This is a genomic window from Nonomuraea sp. NEAU-A123 (assembly GCF_018603905.1).
Taxonomy (GTDB): domain Bacteria; phylum Actinomycetota; class Actinomycetes; order Streptosporangiales; family Streptosporangiaceae; genus Nonomuraea.
In genome coordinates this window covers 96,697-112,742 of record NZ_JAHFZZ010000014.1, presented here as the reverse complement: position 1 = coordinate 112,742, position 16,046 = coordinate 96,697, and the positions used below count along the sequence as shown (strand labels likewise).

Annotated in this window: 16 protein-coding genes; 12 read left to right on the top strand and 4 right to left on the bottom strand. The window is 69.4% G+C overall.

Annotated elements, in window-relative coordinates; genetic code table 11:
* The first annotated feature begins 68 nt into the window (after window positions 1-68).
* Window positions 69-1,598 (top strand): CYTH and CHAD domain-containing protein, encoded by a 1,530-nt coding sequence (locus KLK06_RS36960; protein WP_214640281.1) that lies wholly within the window; start codon window positions 69-71, stop codon window positions 1,596-1,598.
* A gap of 18 nt (window positions 1,599-1,616) precedes the next feature.
* Here the strand turns inward: KLK06_RS36960 and KLK06_RS36955 are convergent, their stop codons facing one another.
* Together KLK06_RS36955 and KLK06_RS36950 are read right to left on the bottom strand one after the other, a co-directional pair.
* A complete protein-coding gene (locus KLK06_RS36955; RefSeq protein ID WP_214640280.1) occupies window positions 1,617-1,970 on the bottom strand; it encodes a luciferase family protein in 354 nt (117 codons plus the stop codon).
* A gap of 196 nt (window positions 1,971-2,166) precedes the next feature.
* On the bottom strand, window positions 2,167-3,354 hold the full coding sequence (locus KLK06_RS36950; RefSeq protein WP_250906607.1) for an esterase-like activity of phytase family protein: 1,188 nt from the start codon (window positions 3,352-3,354) through the stop codon (window positions 2,167-2,169).
* Between the two features lie 202 nt (window positions 3,355-3,556).
* Between KLK06_RS36950 and KLK06_RS36945 the strand changes: the two genes are divergently transcribed.
* From KLK06_RS36945 to KLK06_RS36930, 4 genes are all read left to right on the top strand, one after another.
* Window positions 3,557-4,960 carry an alkaline phosphatase PhoX gene (locus KLK06_RS36945; protein WP_214640279.1) on the top strand — a complete coding sequence of 468 codons (1,404 nt, stop codon included), beginning with the start codon at window positions 3,557-3,559 and terminating at the stop codon, window positions 4,958-4,960.
* A 149-nt stretch (window positions 4,961-5,109) separates the two neighbouring features.
* Window positions 5,110-5,394 carry a luciferase family protein gene (locus KLK06_RS36940; RefSeq protein ID WP_214640278.1) on the top strand — a complete coding sequence of 95 codons (285 nt, stop codon included), beginning with the start codon at window positions 5,110-5,112 and terminating at the stop codon, window positions 5,392-5,394.
* A gap of 145 nt (window positions 5,395-5,539) precedes the next feature.
* A complete protein-coding gene (locus KLK06_RS36935; protein WP_214640277.1) occupies window positions 5,540-6,667 on the top strand; it encodes an inorganic phosphate transporter in 1,128 nt (375 codons plus the stop codon).
* A 15-nt stretch (window positions 6,668-6,682) separates the two neighbouring features.
* Window positions 6,683-6,913, top strand: a complete 231-nt coding sequence (locus KLK06_RS36930; RefSeq protein WP_214640276.1) for a hypothetical protein — start codon at window positions 6,683-6,685, stop codon at window positions 6,911-6,913.
* A 186-nt stretch (window positions 6,914-7,099) separates the two neighbouring features.
* Here KLK06_RS36930 and KLK06_RS36925 read toward each other — a convergent pair whose 3' ends face one another.
* A complete protein-coding gene (locus KLK06_RS36925) occupies window positions 7,100-7,306 on the bottom strand; it encodes a hypothetical protein (protein ID WP_214640275.1) in 207 nt (68 codons plus the stop codon).
* 32 nt (window positions 7,307-7,338) lie between these two features.
* On the opposite strand from KLK06_RS36925, the gene KLK06_RS36920 reads away from it, so the two are divergent.
* The 6 genes from KLK06_RS36920 to KLK06_RS36895 all read left to right on the top strand — a co-directional run bounded on the left by KLK06_RS36920 (window position 7,339) and on the right by KLK06_RS36895 (window position 14,456).
* On the top strand, window positions 7,339-8,826 hold the full coding sequence (locus KLK06_RS36920) for a mannitol dehydrogenase family protein (RefSeq protein WP_214640274.1): 1,488 nt from the start codon (window positions 7,339-7,341) through the stop codon (window positions 8,824-8,826).
* 253 nt (window positions 8,827-9,079) lie between these two features.
* Window positions 9,080-10,429, top strand: a complete 1,350-nt coding sequence (locus tag KLK06_RS36915) for an extracellular solute-binding protein (RefSeq protein ID WP_374197174.1) — start codon at window positions 9,080-9,082, stop codon at window positions 10,427-10,429.
* The gene (locus KLK06_RS36910) at window positions 10,430-11,362 is read left to right on the top strand and encodes a carbohydrate ABC transporter permease (protein ID WP_214640272.1); all 933 of its coding nucleotides are present in this window, start codon (window positions 10,430-10,432) and stop codon (window positions 11,360-11,362) included.
* Window positions 11,359-12,303: a carbohydrate ABC transporter permease gene (locus KLK06_RS36905; RefSeq protein WP_214640271.1), complete on the top strand. Its 945-nt coding sequence runs from the start codon at window positions 11,359-11,361 to the stop codon at window positions 12,301-12,303. The genes KLK06_RS36910 and KLK06_RS36905 overlap by 4 nt, the downstream gene beginning before the upstream one ends.
* A 7-nt stretch (window positions 12,304-12,310) precedes the next feature.
* Window positions 12,311-13,324 (top strand): NAD(P)-dependent alcohol dehydrogenase, encoded by a 1,014-nt coding sequence (locus tag KLK06_RS36900; RefSeq protein ID WP_214640270.1) that lies wholly within the window; start codon window positions 12,311-12,313, stop codon window positions 13,322-13,324.
* A 22-nt stretch (window positions 13,325-13,346) separates the two neighbouring features.
* Window positions 13,347-14,456: an ABC transporter ATP-binding protein gene (locus KLK06_RS36895; protein WP_214640269.1), complete on the top strand. Its 1,110-nt coding sequence runs from the start codon at window positions 13,347-13,349 to the stop codon at window positions 14,454-14,456.
* A gap of 16 nt (window positions 14,457-14,472) precedes the next feature.
* Here the strand turns inward: KLK06_RS36895 and panD are convergent, their stop codons facing one another.
* Window positions 14,473-14,889 carry an aspartate 1-decarboxylase gene (gene panD, locus KLK06_RS36890; RefSeq protein WP_214640419.1) on the bottom strand — a complete coding sequence of 139 codons (417 nt, stop codon included), beginning with the start codon at window positions 14,887-14,889 and terminating at the stop codon, window positions 14,473-14,475.
* 129 nt (window positions 14,890-15,018) lie between these two features.
* Between panD and KLK06_RS36885 the strand changes: the two genes are divergently transcribed.
* Window positions 15,019-16,029 (top strand): ABC transporter substrate-binding protein, encoded by a 1,011-nt coding sequence (locus KLK06_RS36885; RefSeq protein WP_214640268.1) that lies wholly within the window; start codon window positions 15,019-15,021, stop codon window positions 16,027-16,029.
* Window positions 16,030-16,046 lie beyond the last annotated feature (17 nt).

Below are 16,046 nucleotides of genomic sequence, written 5' to 3'. Positions count from 1 at the left end.
CCTGATTGGCGCCCTTCGATGGGGTAGGTGGGTGCTCGCGGGCTTATCTGTAGTCGAGGAGCACGGTGATGACGAGCCATGTGGAGATCGAACGCAAGTACGACGTCGACGGTGACGTCGAGATCGCGATCGAGGACTTCACCGGTCCGGACGGCGAGGTCACGGCGGACGAGCCGGAGACGTGGCGGCTCGTGGCGGAGTATGTCGACACCGCGGCTCTGACCCTCGCCAGCCACGGCATCACCCTGCGCCGTCGCCAGGGCGGCGAGGACGCCGGCTGGCATCTCAAGCTGCCGATGGCCAAGGGGGCCCGGCGGGAGGTGCACGCGCCGCTCGGCGCGGACGTCCACCACGTGCCCGTCCGGCTGGCCGAACTCGTCGCGGCCCACGTACGCGGACACGAGCTCGTCCCGGTCGTCACCTTGGAGACCACCCGCACGGTGCGGCGGCTGCGCGGCCAGGGCGGCAAGGTCGTGGCCGAGGTGGCCGACGACCAGGTGGTGGGCCGCCGCCTGGGCCGGGACCGCCGGCCCGCGTCGTGGCGCGAGATCGAGGTCGAGCTGGTCGACGGGTCCACCGGCCTACTGGACGCCGTCGAGAGCCGGCTGCGTGAGGCCGGGGCGACGCCGTCCCCGTCGGTGTCCAAGCTGGCGCGCGTGCTGGGCGACGACCTGCCCCCGGCCGCGGACCGGGGTTCGGGGCGGAGCGCCGGTGCGGCCCTGGTCGCCTACCTGCGGCGGCAGCGCGAGCACCTGCTCGGCTACGACCCGCTGGTCCGGCTGGCCGATCACGACGATGACACGGTGCACAAGATGCGCGTGGCGGTACGGCGCATGCGCAGCGTCCTTCGTACCCACTCCCGGCTGCTGGACGGCGACCGGGTCGCCCCGCTGGAGGCGGAGCTGAGATGGCTGGCCGGTGAGCTGGGCACGGTGCGCGATCTCGAAGTGCTCACCGCCCGGTTCGACCGGCGGCTGACCGGCCGGCCCCAGGACGGCCCGGAGAACGGCGGCCTCGGGAACGCGCGATGGCCCGGCCTGCTGGCCGCGCGGGAAAGCAAGGCCCGGCAGGCGCTCAAGCGGACGCTGAGCGCGCCGCGTTACTTCACGCTGCTGGCCGCCGTCGACGACTTCATCGCCGACCCGCCCTTCCAGGACCGGGCCGGGCGCAAGGCGAGCCGCCAGACGCCCCGCCTGGTGGCCAGGAGCTGGCGCAAGGTACTCACCAGGTACACCGAAGCCCAAAGACTGCCCGAGGGCGCCGAGCGGGACAGGGCCCTGCATTCCACCCGCAAGGCGGCCAAGCGCGCCCGCTACACCGCCGAAGCCGCCGCCCCGGTGCTCGGCAAGCCCGCCAAGAAGCTCGCCAAACAGGCCGAACGGCTGCAGGAGACCCTCGGCCGCCGCCAGGACGCGCTGGTCGCCCAGCGGGAACTCACTCAGCTCGCCACCCGGCCGGGCCTGCGGGTGGCCGACGCCTTCACCCTCGGCCTGCTGCTCGCCGACGAACGCCACGCAGCCGACGCGGCACTACGCGACCTCGCGCCGGTGTGGAAGAAGGCCGCCAAGCCCGGCCTCCTGAACGCGCTCAACGCCTGATCCGGGCCGCCATCGCGGTCAAGCGGGGTCGGTATTGGCCTTGATCGCGAGGCTGACCAGCGCCACCAGGAGATCGAAATCGGCGCGCGTGTCGAGACGAAGGGTGATCCACCCGTCTTGTTCTTGCGTGGCGAGGTGAACGTGCGCGGAGACGGCGAGCGCCTCGTGCAGGCGTTCGAGGACGGGCCGGGTCAGGTGGAGGTGGGCGGTGTCGCGGCCGATCAGCCGGAGGATCTCGATGTCGCCCACGGTGAAGACGACGGCGTCGGGGGCGTGTGTCATGGCCAGGACGGACCAGGTGCCGAACTCGGTTTTGGCTCGTTCCACGTAGGACGTCTGGCCGCCACCGCGTGCGCTCAAGGGGACCGCCATGCGACCCATACTGAGTGCCCGTTACCCATGTGACGCCTGCCGTTCTTCAACCGTTATGGTGCTCTAACACTCTCGCGACCCCCTTGACCGCTTTGTGGCCAAAAGTACCTTTTGCAAGGTTATCGGAACGTGCCAGCCACCACGACGAGCGCCTCGAACGCTGGAGGGGGGCGGGCCCGGCCCGCCCCCCTCTTCGTCATCGGGCGTGCAGGCGGAAGGGCAGGCGGACGGTGATGAACTCGTCGTTGTCCGGCTTGCCCGGCGTCCGTCCGGACGAGAACGGGAAGTTGTTGTCGTTGAGGATGCCGAGCGTGCGGTCGTCGAGGATCACGACGTCCTCGATGGTCTGGAACGGGAAGCGGAATGTCTCGCCGAAGCCGCCCAGCCCCTTGGGGTTGGCCAGGTCCAGCAGGTCGGCGGCGAGGGTCTTGTCCAGCGCGCCGTCGTGGTCGCGGTCGCGGGTGTCGGCCAGGTAGACGCGCTTGAGCGCGGCGGCGTCGCCCTGGTTGTTGTCCCGCTCGATGATCAGGAAGCGGTGCTCGTCCACCGCGATGGCATCGCCGATCGCGTTGGCGGGGCTGTCCAGCTTGTACGTCCAGCGCTTACCGGTGTACGCCCGCTTACGGACGTCGAACTCGTTCAGCCGCAGCGTGCCCGCCGGGTCTCCGCTGACCGTGCCCTCCAGCAGCGGGTAGAGCCACCGGCCGTCGGCGGAGCGGGCCATGCCTTCGAAGCCCTTGCTGCCGGCCAGGTTCGGCGTCGCGCCGTTGAGCGTCGGGTTCTCCGGCGCCTTGACGCCGGGCAGCTCGATCGGCGCCTCCAGCAGCGTCCCGGTGGCGGAGAAGTGCAGCAGGAACGGGCCGAACTCATCGCCGATCCAGTACGTGCCGTCCGCCGACCGGACGATCGACTCCACGTCGAAGTCGGCACCGGTGAGCACCCGGTCCGCCCTGGTCAGCGGCCAGGACACCCGGCCACGCGGGTCGGACAGGTTGAACCCGCCCAGCACCTGGACGGTGCCGGCCTTGAAGTCGGGCTTGATCCGGTGCACGCGCAGCAGGAAGTCGGCGCTGTTGTTCTTGGCTCCGTAGCCGTTGTCGGACAGCACGTCGAAGTTGCCGTCGCCGCGCCGGACGATGCCGCTGAAGCCCTGGACCGGCTGGCCGGCGAAGGGCGGGGTGACGCCGTTGATCGGGGTCGTGCCGAGCTGGGCGCCGGAGGGCTCGCTGCCGGGCACGAAGGTCTGCGCGGGCAGCGCGGCGAATCCGGTCAGCGTGGCGCGGCCCGTACCGTCCTGCGCGGCGGCGTAGGACGCGGGTCCGGTCGAGGGGGCGAGGCTCACGGCCAGCGCGACGGCGCCCACCGCCAGGGAGATGCGTTTCATGCCCGGCACGCTAGGAGCGTCACATGTCGCGTTTCCAAACGCAGCGCGTACGAGTCGTTCATCTTCGGACGAAGATCTCAAACCAGGTCTGCCGGTTTCTTCATTCAGCGTTCACCATAGGGGCGGAGTGCGGGGTGCCGGCCTTTTCCCAGAGGCAGTTGGGTCGGCTCCTGCAGACGTTCGACGCTGAAGGAGATGTCCCATGTCCGCACCTGTTTCCCGCCGTTCCTTCATCAGCCGCGGCACCGCCGGTGGCCTCGGTATCGCGTTCGCCGGCAGCATTGAGGCGATCGCCGGGCCCGCCGCGTTCGCGGCCACGCGGCCCCCGCTCGGCTACGGCCCGCTGGTCGCCGATCCGGCCGGAGTGCTGGCCCTGCCCGCCGGGTTCTCGTACCGGATCGTCGCGGAGGCGGGGGTGACGCTGCTGGAGAGCGGCGAGCCGACGCCGAGCGACGCGGACGGGACCGCGAGCTTCTCCCATGGCCGGGGCTCCACGCTGGTCAACAACCATGAGATCGGCGGCAGCGAGCCGTACCGGGTGCCCGCCCTGCCCGGTCTCACCTACGACCCGGGCGCGGGCGGCGGCACCACGAACATCGACGTGGACGCGCACGGCGAGCGGATCCGCGAGTACGTCAGCCTGGCCGGCACGCACAACAACTGCGCGGGCGGCAAGACGCCCTGGAGCACCTGGCTGACCTGCGAGGAGACCGAGCAGCGGGCCGGTGGCGCCTTCCAGAAGGACCACGGGTACGTCTTCGAGGTCGACCCGTTCGACCGGAAGGCCAACCAGGACCCGGTGCCGCTGAAGTTCCTCGGCCGCTACTCGCACGAGGCCGTCGCCGTCGACCCGCGCACGTCGGCAATCTACCTGACCGAGGACGCCGGCGGCCCGAGCGGCCTGTACTACCGCTGGACGCCGCCGAGCGGCTTCCGCGGCGGCCGGGGCGCCCTGCGGAAGCTGGCGCTGTCCGACGGCGGCGACACCGCGGGCAAGCTGGAGGCGATGAGCTGCTACCACGACGACACGCACGTCGCCGACCTGTCGGAGGCCACCACCCCCGGCACCCGCTACCGGGTCCAGTGGGTGGAGGTGCCCGACCGTGACGCGCGCACCCAGTCGGTACGCGTGCAGCTCACCAACGACCAGGTCACGCGCAGTCGCAAGCTGGAGGGCGCCTGGTGGGCGGACGGCGGCGCGTACTTCGTCGCCAGCTTCGCCCGCCACACCGACGGCAGCGTCAACGAGCACGACGGCCAGGTGTGGTTCTACGACCCGCGCCACCAGACGGTCACGCTGAAGACCCTCTTCGGCGTCAACCCCGACCCCACCCAGGACACGAACTACGACGGGCCGGACAACATCACCATCTCGCCGTACGGCGGAGTGATCCTCGCGGAGGACGGAGAGGGCATCCAGCACCTGGTGGGCGTCACCGACAAGGGCAAGGCGTACCCGATGGCGCGCAACGACCACAACGACAGCGAGTTCACCGGCCCCAACTTCAGCGCCGACGGCCGGATCCTGTTCGCCAACATCCAGACCCCCGGGCACGTCTTCGCGATCACCGGCCCCTGGCGCCGGCCCGCCAACACCGACGACTGATAGGTGAAGTGCACGATCGGCCCGCGGATAACGGTTGAGGAACACAGGATGGCGGCGCGGTGTGCCGTGGAGCAGCATTAGGGGGTATGGCAGGAATTTCCGTCAGGCGACAGTCGAGCCTTCGTCACGGGCCTTTTGTGGCCCGGGCGATGGCCGAATTGCGTTCCTGGCCGGCTCTGGCCCTGAGCGACACGCGGCGAGGCGTGGCCTTCACGGTCGGAAGGACAAAAATCGTCCGCCTGACCGGCGGGGACGAGGTACGCCTGCGCCTGACCGCGCCGGCGATCAACCGGCTGCAGCCGCACCTGCGCGGCTGTGACCAGGTACAGAGCTGCTCCGACCGCGCGTGGGTGGCCGTCCACGTCGACGCCGAGCTCGACGTGGACCTGCTGCTCGCGCTGACCAGCGTGGCCATCAAAGCGCACACACCGTGAAAACTCCAGAATGGCCGAGAGGTTAACCGTAGGAAAACGGCGAGCATCTCCTGGGGTCGTTTATCCGGTTTCCGCTGGGAGTTCACTGCCGGTTCATCGTTTGCGCCTAACGTGCTGAGAACGTCGAAACGATGAGGACAGCGGCATGGAGCACGTAACGTTCCTGGTCGTCGTGGTGATCATCACGGCACTGGCATTCGACTTCACCAACGGTTTCCACGACACGGCCAACGCGATGGCCACCTCCATCGCGACCGGCGCGCTGCGGCCCAAGGTGGCGGTGGCGATCTCGGGCGTCCTGAACATCGTGGGCGCCTTCCTGTCGGTGGAGGTGGCCAAGACGATCTCGGGCGGGATCGTGGACGACAAGCTGGTGACCCCGCCGATGGTGTTCGCCGGGCTGATCGGCGCGATCCTGTGGAACCTGCTCACCTGGCTGTTCGGGCTGCCGTCCAGTTCCTCGCACGCGCTGTTCGGCGGCTTGATCGGCGCGGTCTGGGTCGGGGCCGGGATGCGGGGCGTGCACTTCGACACGGTGCTGCAGAAGATCCTCATCCCGGCGCTGGCCTCGCCGCTGATCGCCGGGTTCGTCGCCATGACCGCCACCTACCTGGCCTACACGATCACCGCCAAGGCCCGGCACGATTCGGTGACCAGGACCTTCCGCTTCGGCCAGATCGTCTCGGCCTCGCTGGTGTCGCTGGCCCACGGCACCAACGACGCGCAGAAGACCATGGGCGTCATCACCCTCACGCTGATCTCGACCGGCACGCTCGCCTCCGGCTCCGGCCCGCCGATCTGGGTGATCGCCGCCGCCGGGGTGACCATCGGCCTGGGCACGTACCTGGGCGGGTGGCGGATCATCCGCACCATGGGCAAGGGCATCACCGAGATCGAGTCGCCGCAGGGCTTCGCCGCCGAGGCGAGCGCGACCACCGTCATCCTCGCCTCCTCCCACCTGGGCTTCGCGCTGTCCACCACACAGGTGGTCTCCGGTGCCATCCTCGGCACCGGGCTCGGCCGGCGCCTGGCCCAGGTGCGCTGGGGCCTGGCCGGCCGGATGGCACTCGCCTGGCTGCTCACGCTGCCCGCGGCGGCCGCGGTGGGCGGGGTCGCCGCCGCCGTGGCCACCACCGGCACGCTCGGCGTCACGATCGCCGCCCTGGTCGCGCTGGCCGCTTCAGCCGGCCTGTACGCGGCCAGCCGCCGCGACCCCGTGCACGCGGGCAACGTCAACGATGTGCCTGCCGTACCGCAGCAGGTCGCGGCCTGATCGAAGGAGGATCTCATGGACATCAAATGGGCCGCTCTCGGCCAGGTCTTCGTCGTCAGCCTGGCCGTCAGCGTGGTCGTCGTGGTCATCTTCTCGCTCGGCGTGCTGTCGATGTCGGCCCGCCAGCTCGCCCAGGAACGGCAGGCCACGGGCGGTGGCGCGCTGGCCGCGGCCGTCCTGTGCTTCGCCGCCTGCGCGGCGGTGGTCGGCTACGGCATCTACCTGATCGTCCCGCAGTTCCACTGACCGTCACGAGGTGCCCTTCCTTCGCCGGACGACCAGGATGGTCACCGCGATGAGCGTCGCTGCGCCATGCCCTGGTCTTTCCCGAGGAGGCGCCGTCGCTGTACGAGGTCGTGCGGTACAGCGACGGCAGCACGCAGCGGTTCCTGCGGCGGCTGTGGCGGGACCTCTATCCGGACGAGCCGGTGCCTAGCCGGTCCGCCCGATGATCTCGGCGGCTATGTCCCAGCTCAGCGCCTCGTCGCCGGTCTCCGGGATCAGCCGCGCCACTCCGGGCTGGAGGTCGGCCACCCGGTCCGGGTGGGCCAGGGCGGCGTAGCTCCGCCCCGGACTCGGCGGCCGGGGCTCACGGGCATACCGGCAGGTCAGGAGTTTGAAGCGGGCGGAGTTGGCCATGTTGAGCGTAGGGGGGCCGGTGAGGGGGACCGATGGCTGTGACGACGCTGACGCAGGAGACACTGACCGGCCTTTCCGAGCAGGTGGCGGTCCCCTCCTATGACCGGTCGCTGCTCACGGCCGGCATCGTCCACTTCGGGGTGGGCGGATTCCACCGCGCGCACCAGGCGATGTACCTCGACCGGCTGATGAACGAGGGCAAGGCGTTCGACTGGGCGATCTGCGGCGTCGGGGTCCTGCCCGGCGACGCGCGGATGCGCGACGTGCTGACCGCGCAGGACGGCCTCTACACGCTCGTGCTGAAGCACCCTGACGGGACGCGCGAGGCCCGGGTCATCGGGTCGATCGTCGACTATCTCTTCGCCCCCGACGATCCCGAGGCGGTCATCGAGAAGATGGCCGAGCCCGCCGTACGCATCGTGTCGCTCACCGTCACCGAAGGGGGCTACAACATCCACCCCGTCACCGGTGAGTTCGACGCGCGGACACCGGCGATCCGCGCGGATCTGGCGCCCGGAGCGCGCCCGGCCACGGTGTTCGGCCTGGTCACCGAGGCGCTGCGGCGCCGGCGCGATCGGGGGGTGACGCCGTTCACGGTCATGTCGTGCGACAACATCCAGGGAAACGGCGACGTCGCCCGCCGTACCTTCACCGCTTTCGCCCGGCTCGCCGATCCCGAGCTCGCCGCCTGGATGGAGCGCGAGGTCGCCTTCCCCAACTCCATGGTCGATCGCATCACCCCGGCCACCACCGACGAGGACCGCGAGACCGTGGCCCGGCGGTTCGGGGTGCGGGATGAGTGGCCGGTCATCTGCGAACCGTTCACGCAGTGGGTGCTGGAGGAGCACTTCCCCGGCGGACGGCCGCCGTTCGAAGAGGTGGGGGTGCAGGTCGTCGCGGATGTCGAGCCGTACGAGCTGATGAAGCTGCGCCTGCTCAACGCCGGGCACCAGGCGCTCGCCTACTTCGGCTTCCTCAGCGGATACCACTACGTCCACGAGGCGGCCTCCGACCCGGCGATCGCGGCGTTCCTGCTCGCCTACATGGACGTCGAGGCCACCCCCACGCTGCGCCCGGTGCCGGGCGTCGATCTGGACCTCTACAAGCGGACCCTGATCGAGCGCTTCTCCAATCCCGAGGTACGCGACACGGTCGCGCGGTTGTGCGCCGAGTCGTCGGACCGGATCCCGAAGTGGCTGCTTCCCGTCATACGCGAGCAACTGGCCCGGGGCGGGGAGGTCCGCCGCTCGGCCGCCGTGGTGGCGAGCTGGGCGCGTTATGCCGAGGGCGTGGACGAATCGGGGGCGCCCATCGCGATCGTCGACCGGCTGAAGGACCGGTTGACGGCCATCGCGAGCACGCAGCGCCGGGAGCCCACGGCGTTCATCGCGAATCGGGAGCTCTTCGGCGATCTGGTCGACGACAAGCGGTTCGTGGAGCCGTACCTGAAAGCGCTGGAGTCGCTGCACACCAAGGGCGCCCGCGCCACGGTACGGGAGCTCGCGGAGCACCGCACTTGACAATTTTACTTAACTCATGAAAGGCCAAAATATTCTATAGTCCCGGCGAAAATCTCACATGCACCATTTAAAGCAATGTCGATAAGGGATGAAACTGGTCTCATCGCCCTTTTCTTAAGCAGTACCGGGGGTGAAGTAGGCAGTGAACTATCCACATCAGCCGAGCCGGCGCGACATTCTTCGCGGGGCCTTGGCCGCCGGAGCAGCGGTGACCATCGGCGGAAGCCTGAGTTCGTGTGGATCTCGCGGTGATGTGACCCGAGCCGCCACCAGCGACCAGTGGCGCCAGTTCCAGGGCGCCACCCTGAACTTCATCTCCGAGAACACCGCCCCGACCGCCGCCATCGCCGCGAACACCAAGCCGTTCACCGATCTGACGGGGATCGACGTCAGGATCGTGACGCTCGAGCTGTCCGCCCTGGTCCAGCGGGTCGCCCTGGACCTGGCCTCGGGCCGGGCCCAGTACCAGGTGATCTACGCCGACCCCTACCAGGTGCTCGCGCCGTACCAGCGAGGGCTGGTCGACCTGCGGTCGCTGGAGGCGGATCCGAACCTCCCCAAACTGCCCGGCGGTGTCGGGGACTTCATCCCCGTCCAGATGGATGCCGCCGGACGGTTCGTCGAACCCGCGCCCTACTACGCCCTGCCGTACGACGCGCCGACGATGATCTGGCAGTACCGGCAGGACCTGTTCGCCAAGTACCACGACCGCATGACGCAGGACCTCGGGTTCGACCCCACCCCGAGCGGTGACCGGACCTGGGAGGAGTACTTCCGGATCGCCCAGTGGTTCAACAAGAACGGGACGGAGGACGTCAAGTACGGCACCGGCCACCAGGCCAGGCAGCACGACTCCCTCATGAACGACTTCAGCAACGTCCTGTGGTCCTACGGCGGCAACTACTTCGACCACGGCAAGGAAGTGGGGCGTCTGGGGTCGCGGGATCCCGGACCGTGCCGGCTCGACTCCGAAGCCGCCATCGCGGGCGCGGAGTTCTACAACCGGCTGCTCTCCATCGCCGACCCCGCCTCGAAGACGTGGGACTGGGACGGCGTCGGCGCCGCCTTCCGCGCCGGCCGGCTGGCGATGTGCCCGAACTGGCATGAGTTCGCGGCCAGCAACGAGCTGGTGCTGCCCGGCAAGGTCGGCTACTCGGTGCTGCCCAAAGGCCCGGTCGCCACGGCCAACATGTACGGCGGCACGGGGATCGGGATCAGCGCGAACACGATGCCCAACGAGCGCGGCGCCGCCTGGCTGTTCCTGGTGTGGGCCACCTCCCCCGAGACCCAGTTGGCCAACCTCAAGAGCAAGGCCGGCGGCGGCACCCCGACGCGGACCTCCGTGTACGAGATGCCGGAAGTGCGCGCGGCCGAGAAGCGGCCTTCGTCGATGCCCAACATGCTCGCGGCCGCCGCGGTACGGGAGGCCTGGACGCCCGAGCGGATCGGCCTGCGGCCCAAGATCCCGATGTGGAACGAGTGCAATACCGCGATCTTCACCCAGTTGTCCACGATGCTCAGCGGGGCGGAGTCACCGGCGGAAGCGATGCGTTCGATCAAGTCGCGGGTGGACCAGATCGTGGCGCGAGGGTGGGTGGCCTAGATGACGCACGCGGCAGAGACCTCGGCGGTACGCGGATCGGCCAAGCCGAAGAGCAGCCCGCGCAAGGAGCCGCGGATCGGCTTCGAAGGCGCGATGATGGCTCCCGGTCTGCTGCTGCTGGCCGCGCTGTCGATCGTGCCCTTCCTCGCCCTGATCGCGATGAGCTTCTCCCGCGTCCGGCTGCTGGGCGGCGTACGGCTCGACCTGGTGGGCCTGAGCAACTGGGCGCGCTTCTTCACCGACGCGGACATGTGGATGTCCTGGCTGCGGACGATCATCTTCTTCGTGCTCACCGTCGGGCTGGAGATGGCCCTGGGGATCGGCATCGCGCTGTGCCTGTTCCGGGTGCTGCGCGGCCGGAACATCCTGCTCGCCCTGCTGCTGCTGCCGATGTTCGCCGCGCCGTCGATCGTCGGCCTGCTGGGGCGCTACCTCACCGACTCCACCTTCGGGCTCTACGCGTGGGTGCTGCGCGCGTTCGGCTACAGCGGCGACATCCTCGGCGCCCCGATCAGCGCCTTCGCCGCCGTCGTCCTCATGGACGTGTGGGAGTGGACCCCGCTGATCGCCCTGATCACCCTCGCCGGGCTGTCCAGCGTGCCGCAGTCGGTCCGGGAGGCCGCCGCCGTCGACGGCGCACGGGGATGGATGACGCTGCGCTACATCCTCTTCCCGGCGATCTCCAACGTGCTGCTCGTCGCGCTGCTCATCCGCTCGATGGACGCCATCCGCTACTTCGACATCATCTGGGTCACCACCAACGGCGGCCCCGCGGACGCGACCAAGATCGTACCCATCCGGTTGTACGAGACCGCGTTCCGCTTCTTCGACCTGGGCTACGCCGCCGCCATCGGCCTGGCGATGCTGGCCTTCTCGATCTTCATCGCCCGTACGTTCGTGCGGCTGCTGGATGTGAGGGGGTTGACCCGATGAGCACCTCGATGACGCCTCCGTCGTCCCTGCCTCAGCAGGCCGTGCCCGGTGGGGCCGCGCCGCGGGAACCGATCACCGCCGCCTCGCGAGGCGAGGCGCAGTCTCCGCTGGAGGAGAGCAGCCGGCGTACGAAGTGGCTGGTGACGCTGCTCATCGTGGTGGCGCTGCTCTGGACGCTGGTCCCCCTGCTATGGATGCTGTTGTCGTCGTTCAAGAACGCCCAGGACGTGACCTCGGCCACGCCACAGGTCTTCTTCTCGCCGACCCTGGACAATTACCGCAACCTGTTCCGCGGGGCCAACAACCTCGGGCCGTACATCCTGCACAGCGTGCTCGCCGCCGGCATCTCCGCGCTGCTCGCGGTCGGCCTGGGCGCGCTGGCCGGGTACGGCCTGGCGCGCACCCACATGCGCGGGAAGAAGCACCTGGCGTTCTGGATCATCTCCACGCGTATGGCGCCCATCGCGGCGGTCGTGGTGCCGCTGTTCCTCATCTTCCGCGGACTCGGCCTGATCGACTCGATTCCGGGGCTGATCCTGGCCTACCTGACCTTCAACCTGCCCTTCGCCATCTGGCTGATGAGCGCGTTCTTCGCCGAGGTGCCGTCGTCGCTGGAGGAGTCGGCGCTGGTCGCCGGCTGCTCCCGCTGGCAGGCCTTCCGCATGGTCATCCTGCCGCTGACCAAGTCGGGGCTGGTCACCACGTTCATCCTGTGCCTGGTCTTCGCCTGGAACGACTACGCGTTCGCCGTGGTCTTCTCCGGCCCGAACTCCCAGACGCTGCCCATCGCCGCCTCCCAGCTCGTCACCCAGACGGGCATCGACTGGGGCCAGCTCACCGCGATCGGCACGATCGTGGTCGTGCCGATGATGCTCGCCGGACTCGCCGTGCGCCGCTGGCTGGTCACCGGACTCACCCTCGGCGCCATCACCGGGGAGTAGGTGAGCCATGCGCGCGGCCGTACTGCACGGTGTCGGCAAGATCCAGCTGGAGGAGCGGCCACGGCCCGAGCCCGGCCCCCGGGAGGTGCTGGTGCGGGTCGCCTCGGTCGGGACGTGCGGCTCGGACGTGCACTACTACGAACACGGCCGCATCGGCGACTTCGTGGTGGACTCGCCGCTGGTGCTGGGCCACGAGCCGTCCGGCACCGTGGTCGTCACCGGGCCCGGAGTCAGCCGTCATCGTGTGGGCCAGCGCGTCTCCGTGGAGCCCGGGGTGCCCGACTTCACCTGCCGGCAGTGCCGGGCCGGCCGCTACAACCTCTGCCCGCGCATGCGCTTCTTCGGCACCCCGCCGATCGACGGCGCCTTCTGCGAGTACGTCGTCACCCACGAGGAGTTCGCCTACCCCGTCCCCGACACGCTGTCCGACGACGCCGCCGCCCTGATCGAGCCGCTGTCGGTGGGCGTGTGGGCCTGCCGGAAGGCCCGGGTCGAGCCGGGCACCCGCGTGCTGGTCACCGGCGCCGGCCCGGTCGGGCTGCTGTGCATGCAGACCGCGCTGGCCTTCGGCGCCACCGACGTGCTGATCACCGACGTGAACCCCGTGCGGCTCGGGGTCGCCCGTGACCTGGGCGCGAGCGAGACCCTCGACGTACGCGAGACGCCCCTGTCCGACGCCGGGTTCGAGCCCGATGTGCTACTCGAATGCTCTGGTCATCCGGCCGCGATCGGGGAGGCCGTCCGCGCGGTGGGCCGGGCCGGGCGCGTCGTCCTCATCGGCATGGGCGGGGACGAGATCCCGCTGCCGCTGTCCCACGTACAGACTCGCGAACTCGAGGTGACGGGCACGTTCCGCTATGCCGGCACCTGGCCGGCGGCCATCGCCTTGGCCGCCGCGGGCCGCGTCCAGTTGGACGCGCTGGTGACCGGCCACTACGGCCTGGCCGACGTCGAACAGGCACTCACCGCCGGCGCCCGTGACCCCAAGCTGGTCAAGGCCGTCGTCCGGCCGCAGGAGTGAGGGCACGTCCTAAGGAGAGATCATGTCCAGAGTCCTGTACGAAGAGGCGACCCGCGTCTATCCCGGATCCGACCGGCCCGCGGTCGACGCGCTCGACCTCGACATCCATGACGGTGAGTTCCTGGTCCTCGTCGGCCCGTCAGGCTGCGGGAAGTCCACCTCCCTGCGCATGCTCGCCGGGCTGGAAAGGGTGGACGGCGGGCGCATCGCCATCGGCGATCGCGACGTCACCCACCTGGCGCCGCGTGATCGGGACATCGCGATGGTGTTCCAGAACTACGCCCTGTACCCGCACATGTCGGTGGCCGACAACATGGGCTTCGCCCTTCGGGTGATGAAGGCGCCCAAGGACGAGATCGACCGCCGGGTCCGTGAGGCCGCCCACCTGCTGGACCTGGACGAGTTCCTCGACCGCAAACCCAAGGCGCTCTCCGGCGGGCAGCGGCAACGGGTGGCCATGGGCCGGGCGATCGTCCGCGAACCGAAGGTGTTCCTCATGGACGAGCCCTTGTCCAACCTGGACGCCAAACTACGCGTACAGACCCGCACGCAGATCGCCGCGCTGCAGCGCAGGCTCGGCGTGACGACGGTCTACGTGACCCACGACCAGGTCGAGGCCATGACCATGGGCGACCGGGTCGCCGTCCTCAAGGACGGGGTGCTCCAGCAGGTCGACACGCCGCTCCGGCTCTACCAGCACCCGGCCAACGTCTTCGTGGCCGGCTTCATCGGCTCCCCGTCGATGAACCTCTCGGAGTACCCGGTCGAAGGCGGCGAAGCGGTCCTCAACGACACACGGGTGCCGCTGAGCCGCGAGACGCTCAACGCGCTCAAGGACGAGGGCGCCGACCGCGTCGTCCTGGGCTTCCGGCCCGAGAGCGTCGAGGTGGTGAGCGAGGGCACGGCGGGGAGCTTCCCGGTCTCCGTCACCGTCGTGGAGGAACTCGGCTCGGACGCCTTCCTCTACGGCCAGTACGCCGACACGACCGATCCGGCACGCCTGGAACAGACCGTCATCGCCCGTGTCAACCCCAATCAGCCACCGGCCAAGGGCGAACGGGTCCGGCTGCGCATCCTGCAGGGCAAGGAGCGGCTCTTCTCGGCGGTCACCGGCCGGCGGCTGCCCGCCTGACCGGTGACTCGCCAGGTCAGCCGACCACCGAGCCGGACTTCTGAGCGGTGGAGCCCGGCACCGGGGCGGACGGGTCGGATCCGAGGTCCACGATCCGGTTGCGCCCGTCGACGTGGACGACGGACGGGACGTACGACTTGATCTCGCTCTCGTCCACCTGCCGGTAGGACATGATGATGACCAGGTCATCCGGGGACACGAGGTGGGCGGCCGCGCCGTTGATGCCGATCACGCCCGAACCCGCCGGCCCTTCGATGACGTAGGTCGTCAGCCGGGCACCGTTGGTGATGTCGACGACGTGGACCTGCTCGCCCTCGACGAGATCGGCCGCGTCCAAGAGGACCTTGTCGATCGTGATCGAGCCGACGTAGTGCAGGTCGGCCTGGGTCACGGTGGCCCTGTGGATCTTTCCGCCGAGCAGGGTGCGCTGCATGTCCATGCCCTCCGAGAGGTAGTAAAAGTTAGGTAATGCTATCCTAAGTTCATCCATCGACTCCCGCCTGTGCAACCCCCCGGCCAGCGGTCACCGAGACGCCGGAGGACACAGAGACAAGGAACTCAGATGACTCCTCCCGGCACCGTCCGTCTCTCGCGCTTCGCGGCGATCGCCGCGGCCTGCGCCCTCCTGGTGAGTTCGCTGGTCTCGTGTTCGAGCCCCGCGCAGGCCCCGAAGGCCACGGCGGCGGCCGATCCGGCCTTCCCCGTCGCCATCGACCACAAGTTCGGGTCCACCACGATCAAGTCGAGGCCCACCCGGGTGGTCACCGTCGGGTGGAACGACCAGGACTTCGCCCTCAGCCTGGGTGTGGTGCCGGTGAGCACGCGGCAGTGGTTCGACGAGTACCTCACCTACCCGTGGGTCAAGACGGCGCTGGGTGGCAAGCCGCTGCCCACGTTCTCGGCGGAGATCAACTTCGAGGCCATCATCAAGCAGCGGCCGGACCTGATCATCGCGATCTACGAGACGATCAACAAGCAGACGTACGACAAGCTCTCGCAGATCGCCCCCACGGTCGTCCAGTCCAGCAAGTACCCGGACGAGCAGACCCCGTGGGACGTCCAGACGCTCACCACGGGCAAGGCGCTGGGCCGGTCGGCGCAGGCGCAGGCGCTCGTCGACAAGGTCAACGGCAAGATCGCCGAGGCGAAGCAGGCGCATCCCGAGTTCGCCGGGAAGGTCCTCGTGGTGGACTACGGCCCCGAGAACGGACAGCACTACCTGATCCCCGGCCGCGACCCGCGCCGCGCGCTGTTCGACGCGCTCGGCTTCGCCGCCCAGAGCCAGAGCGCCGACATCAGCGAGGAGCGGCTGGACCTGCTCGACCGGGACGTGCTGTTCGTCAACGGCTCGACCAAGGCGAAGATGGCCTCCTCCCCGGTCTTCTCCCGCCTGAAGGTGGTCAAGACCGATCGAACCATTTATACGGACTTCTCCACTCCGCTCGGGGGCGCGCTGTCGTACAGCGGCCCGGACGCCCTGCTCTACGCGCTCGATGTGCTCGTGCCGCAACTGGCGAACGCGGCCGACATGAACCCGTCGACCCCGGTCACCGACCTGTCCAACCTCACCTGACCGTCTGTTCTCACCGT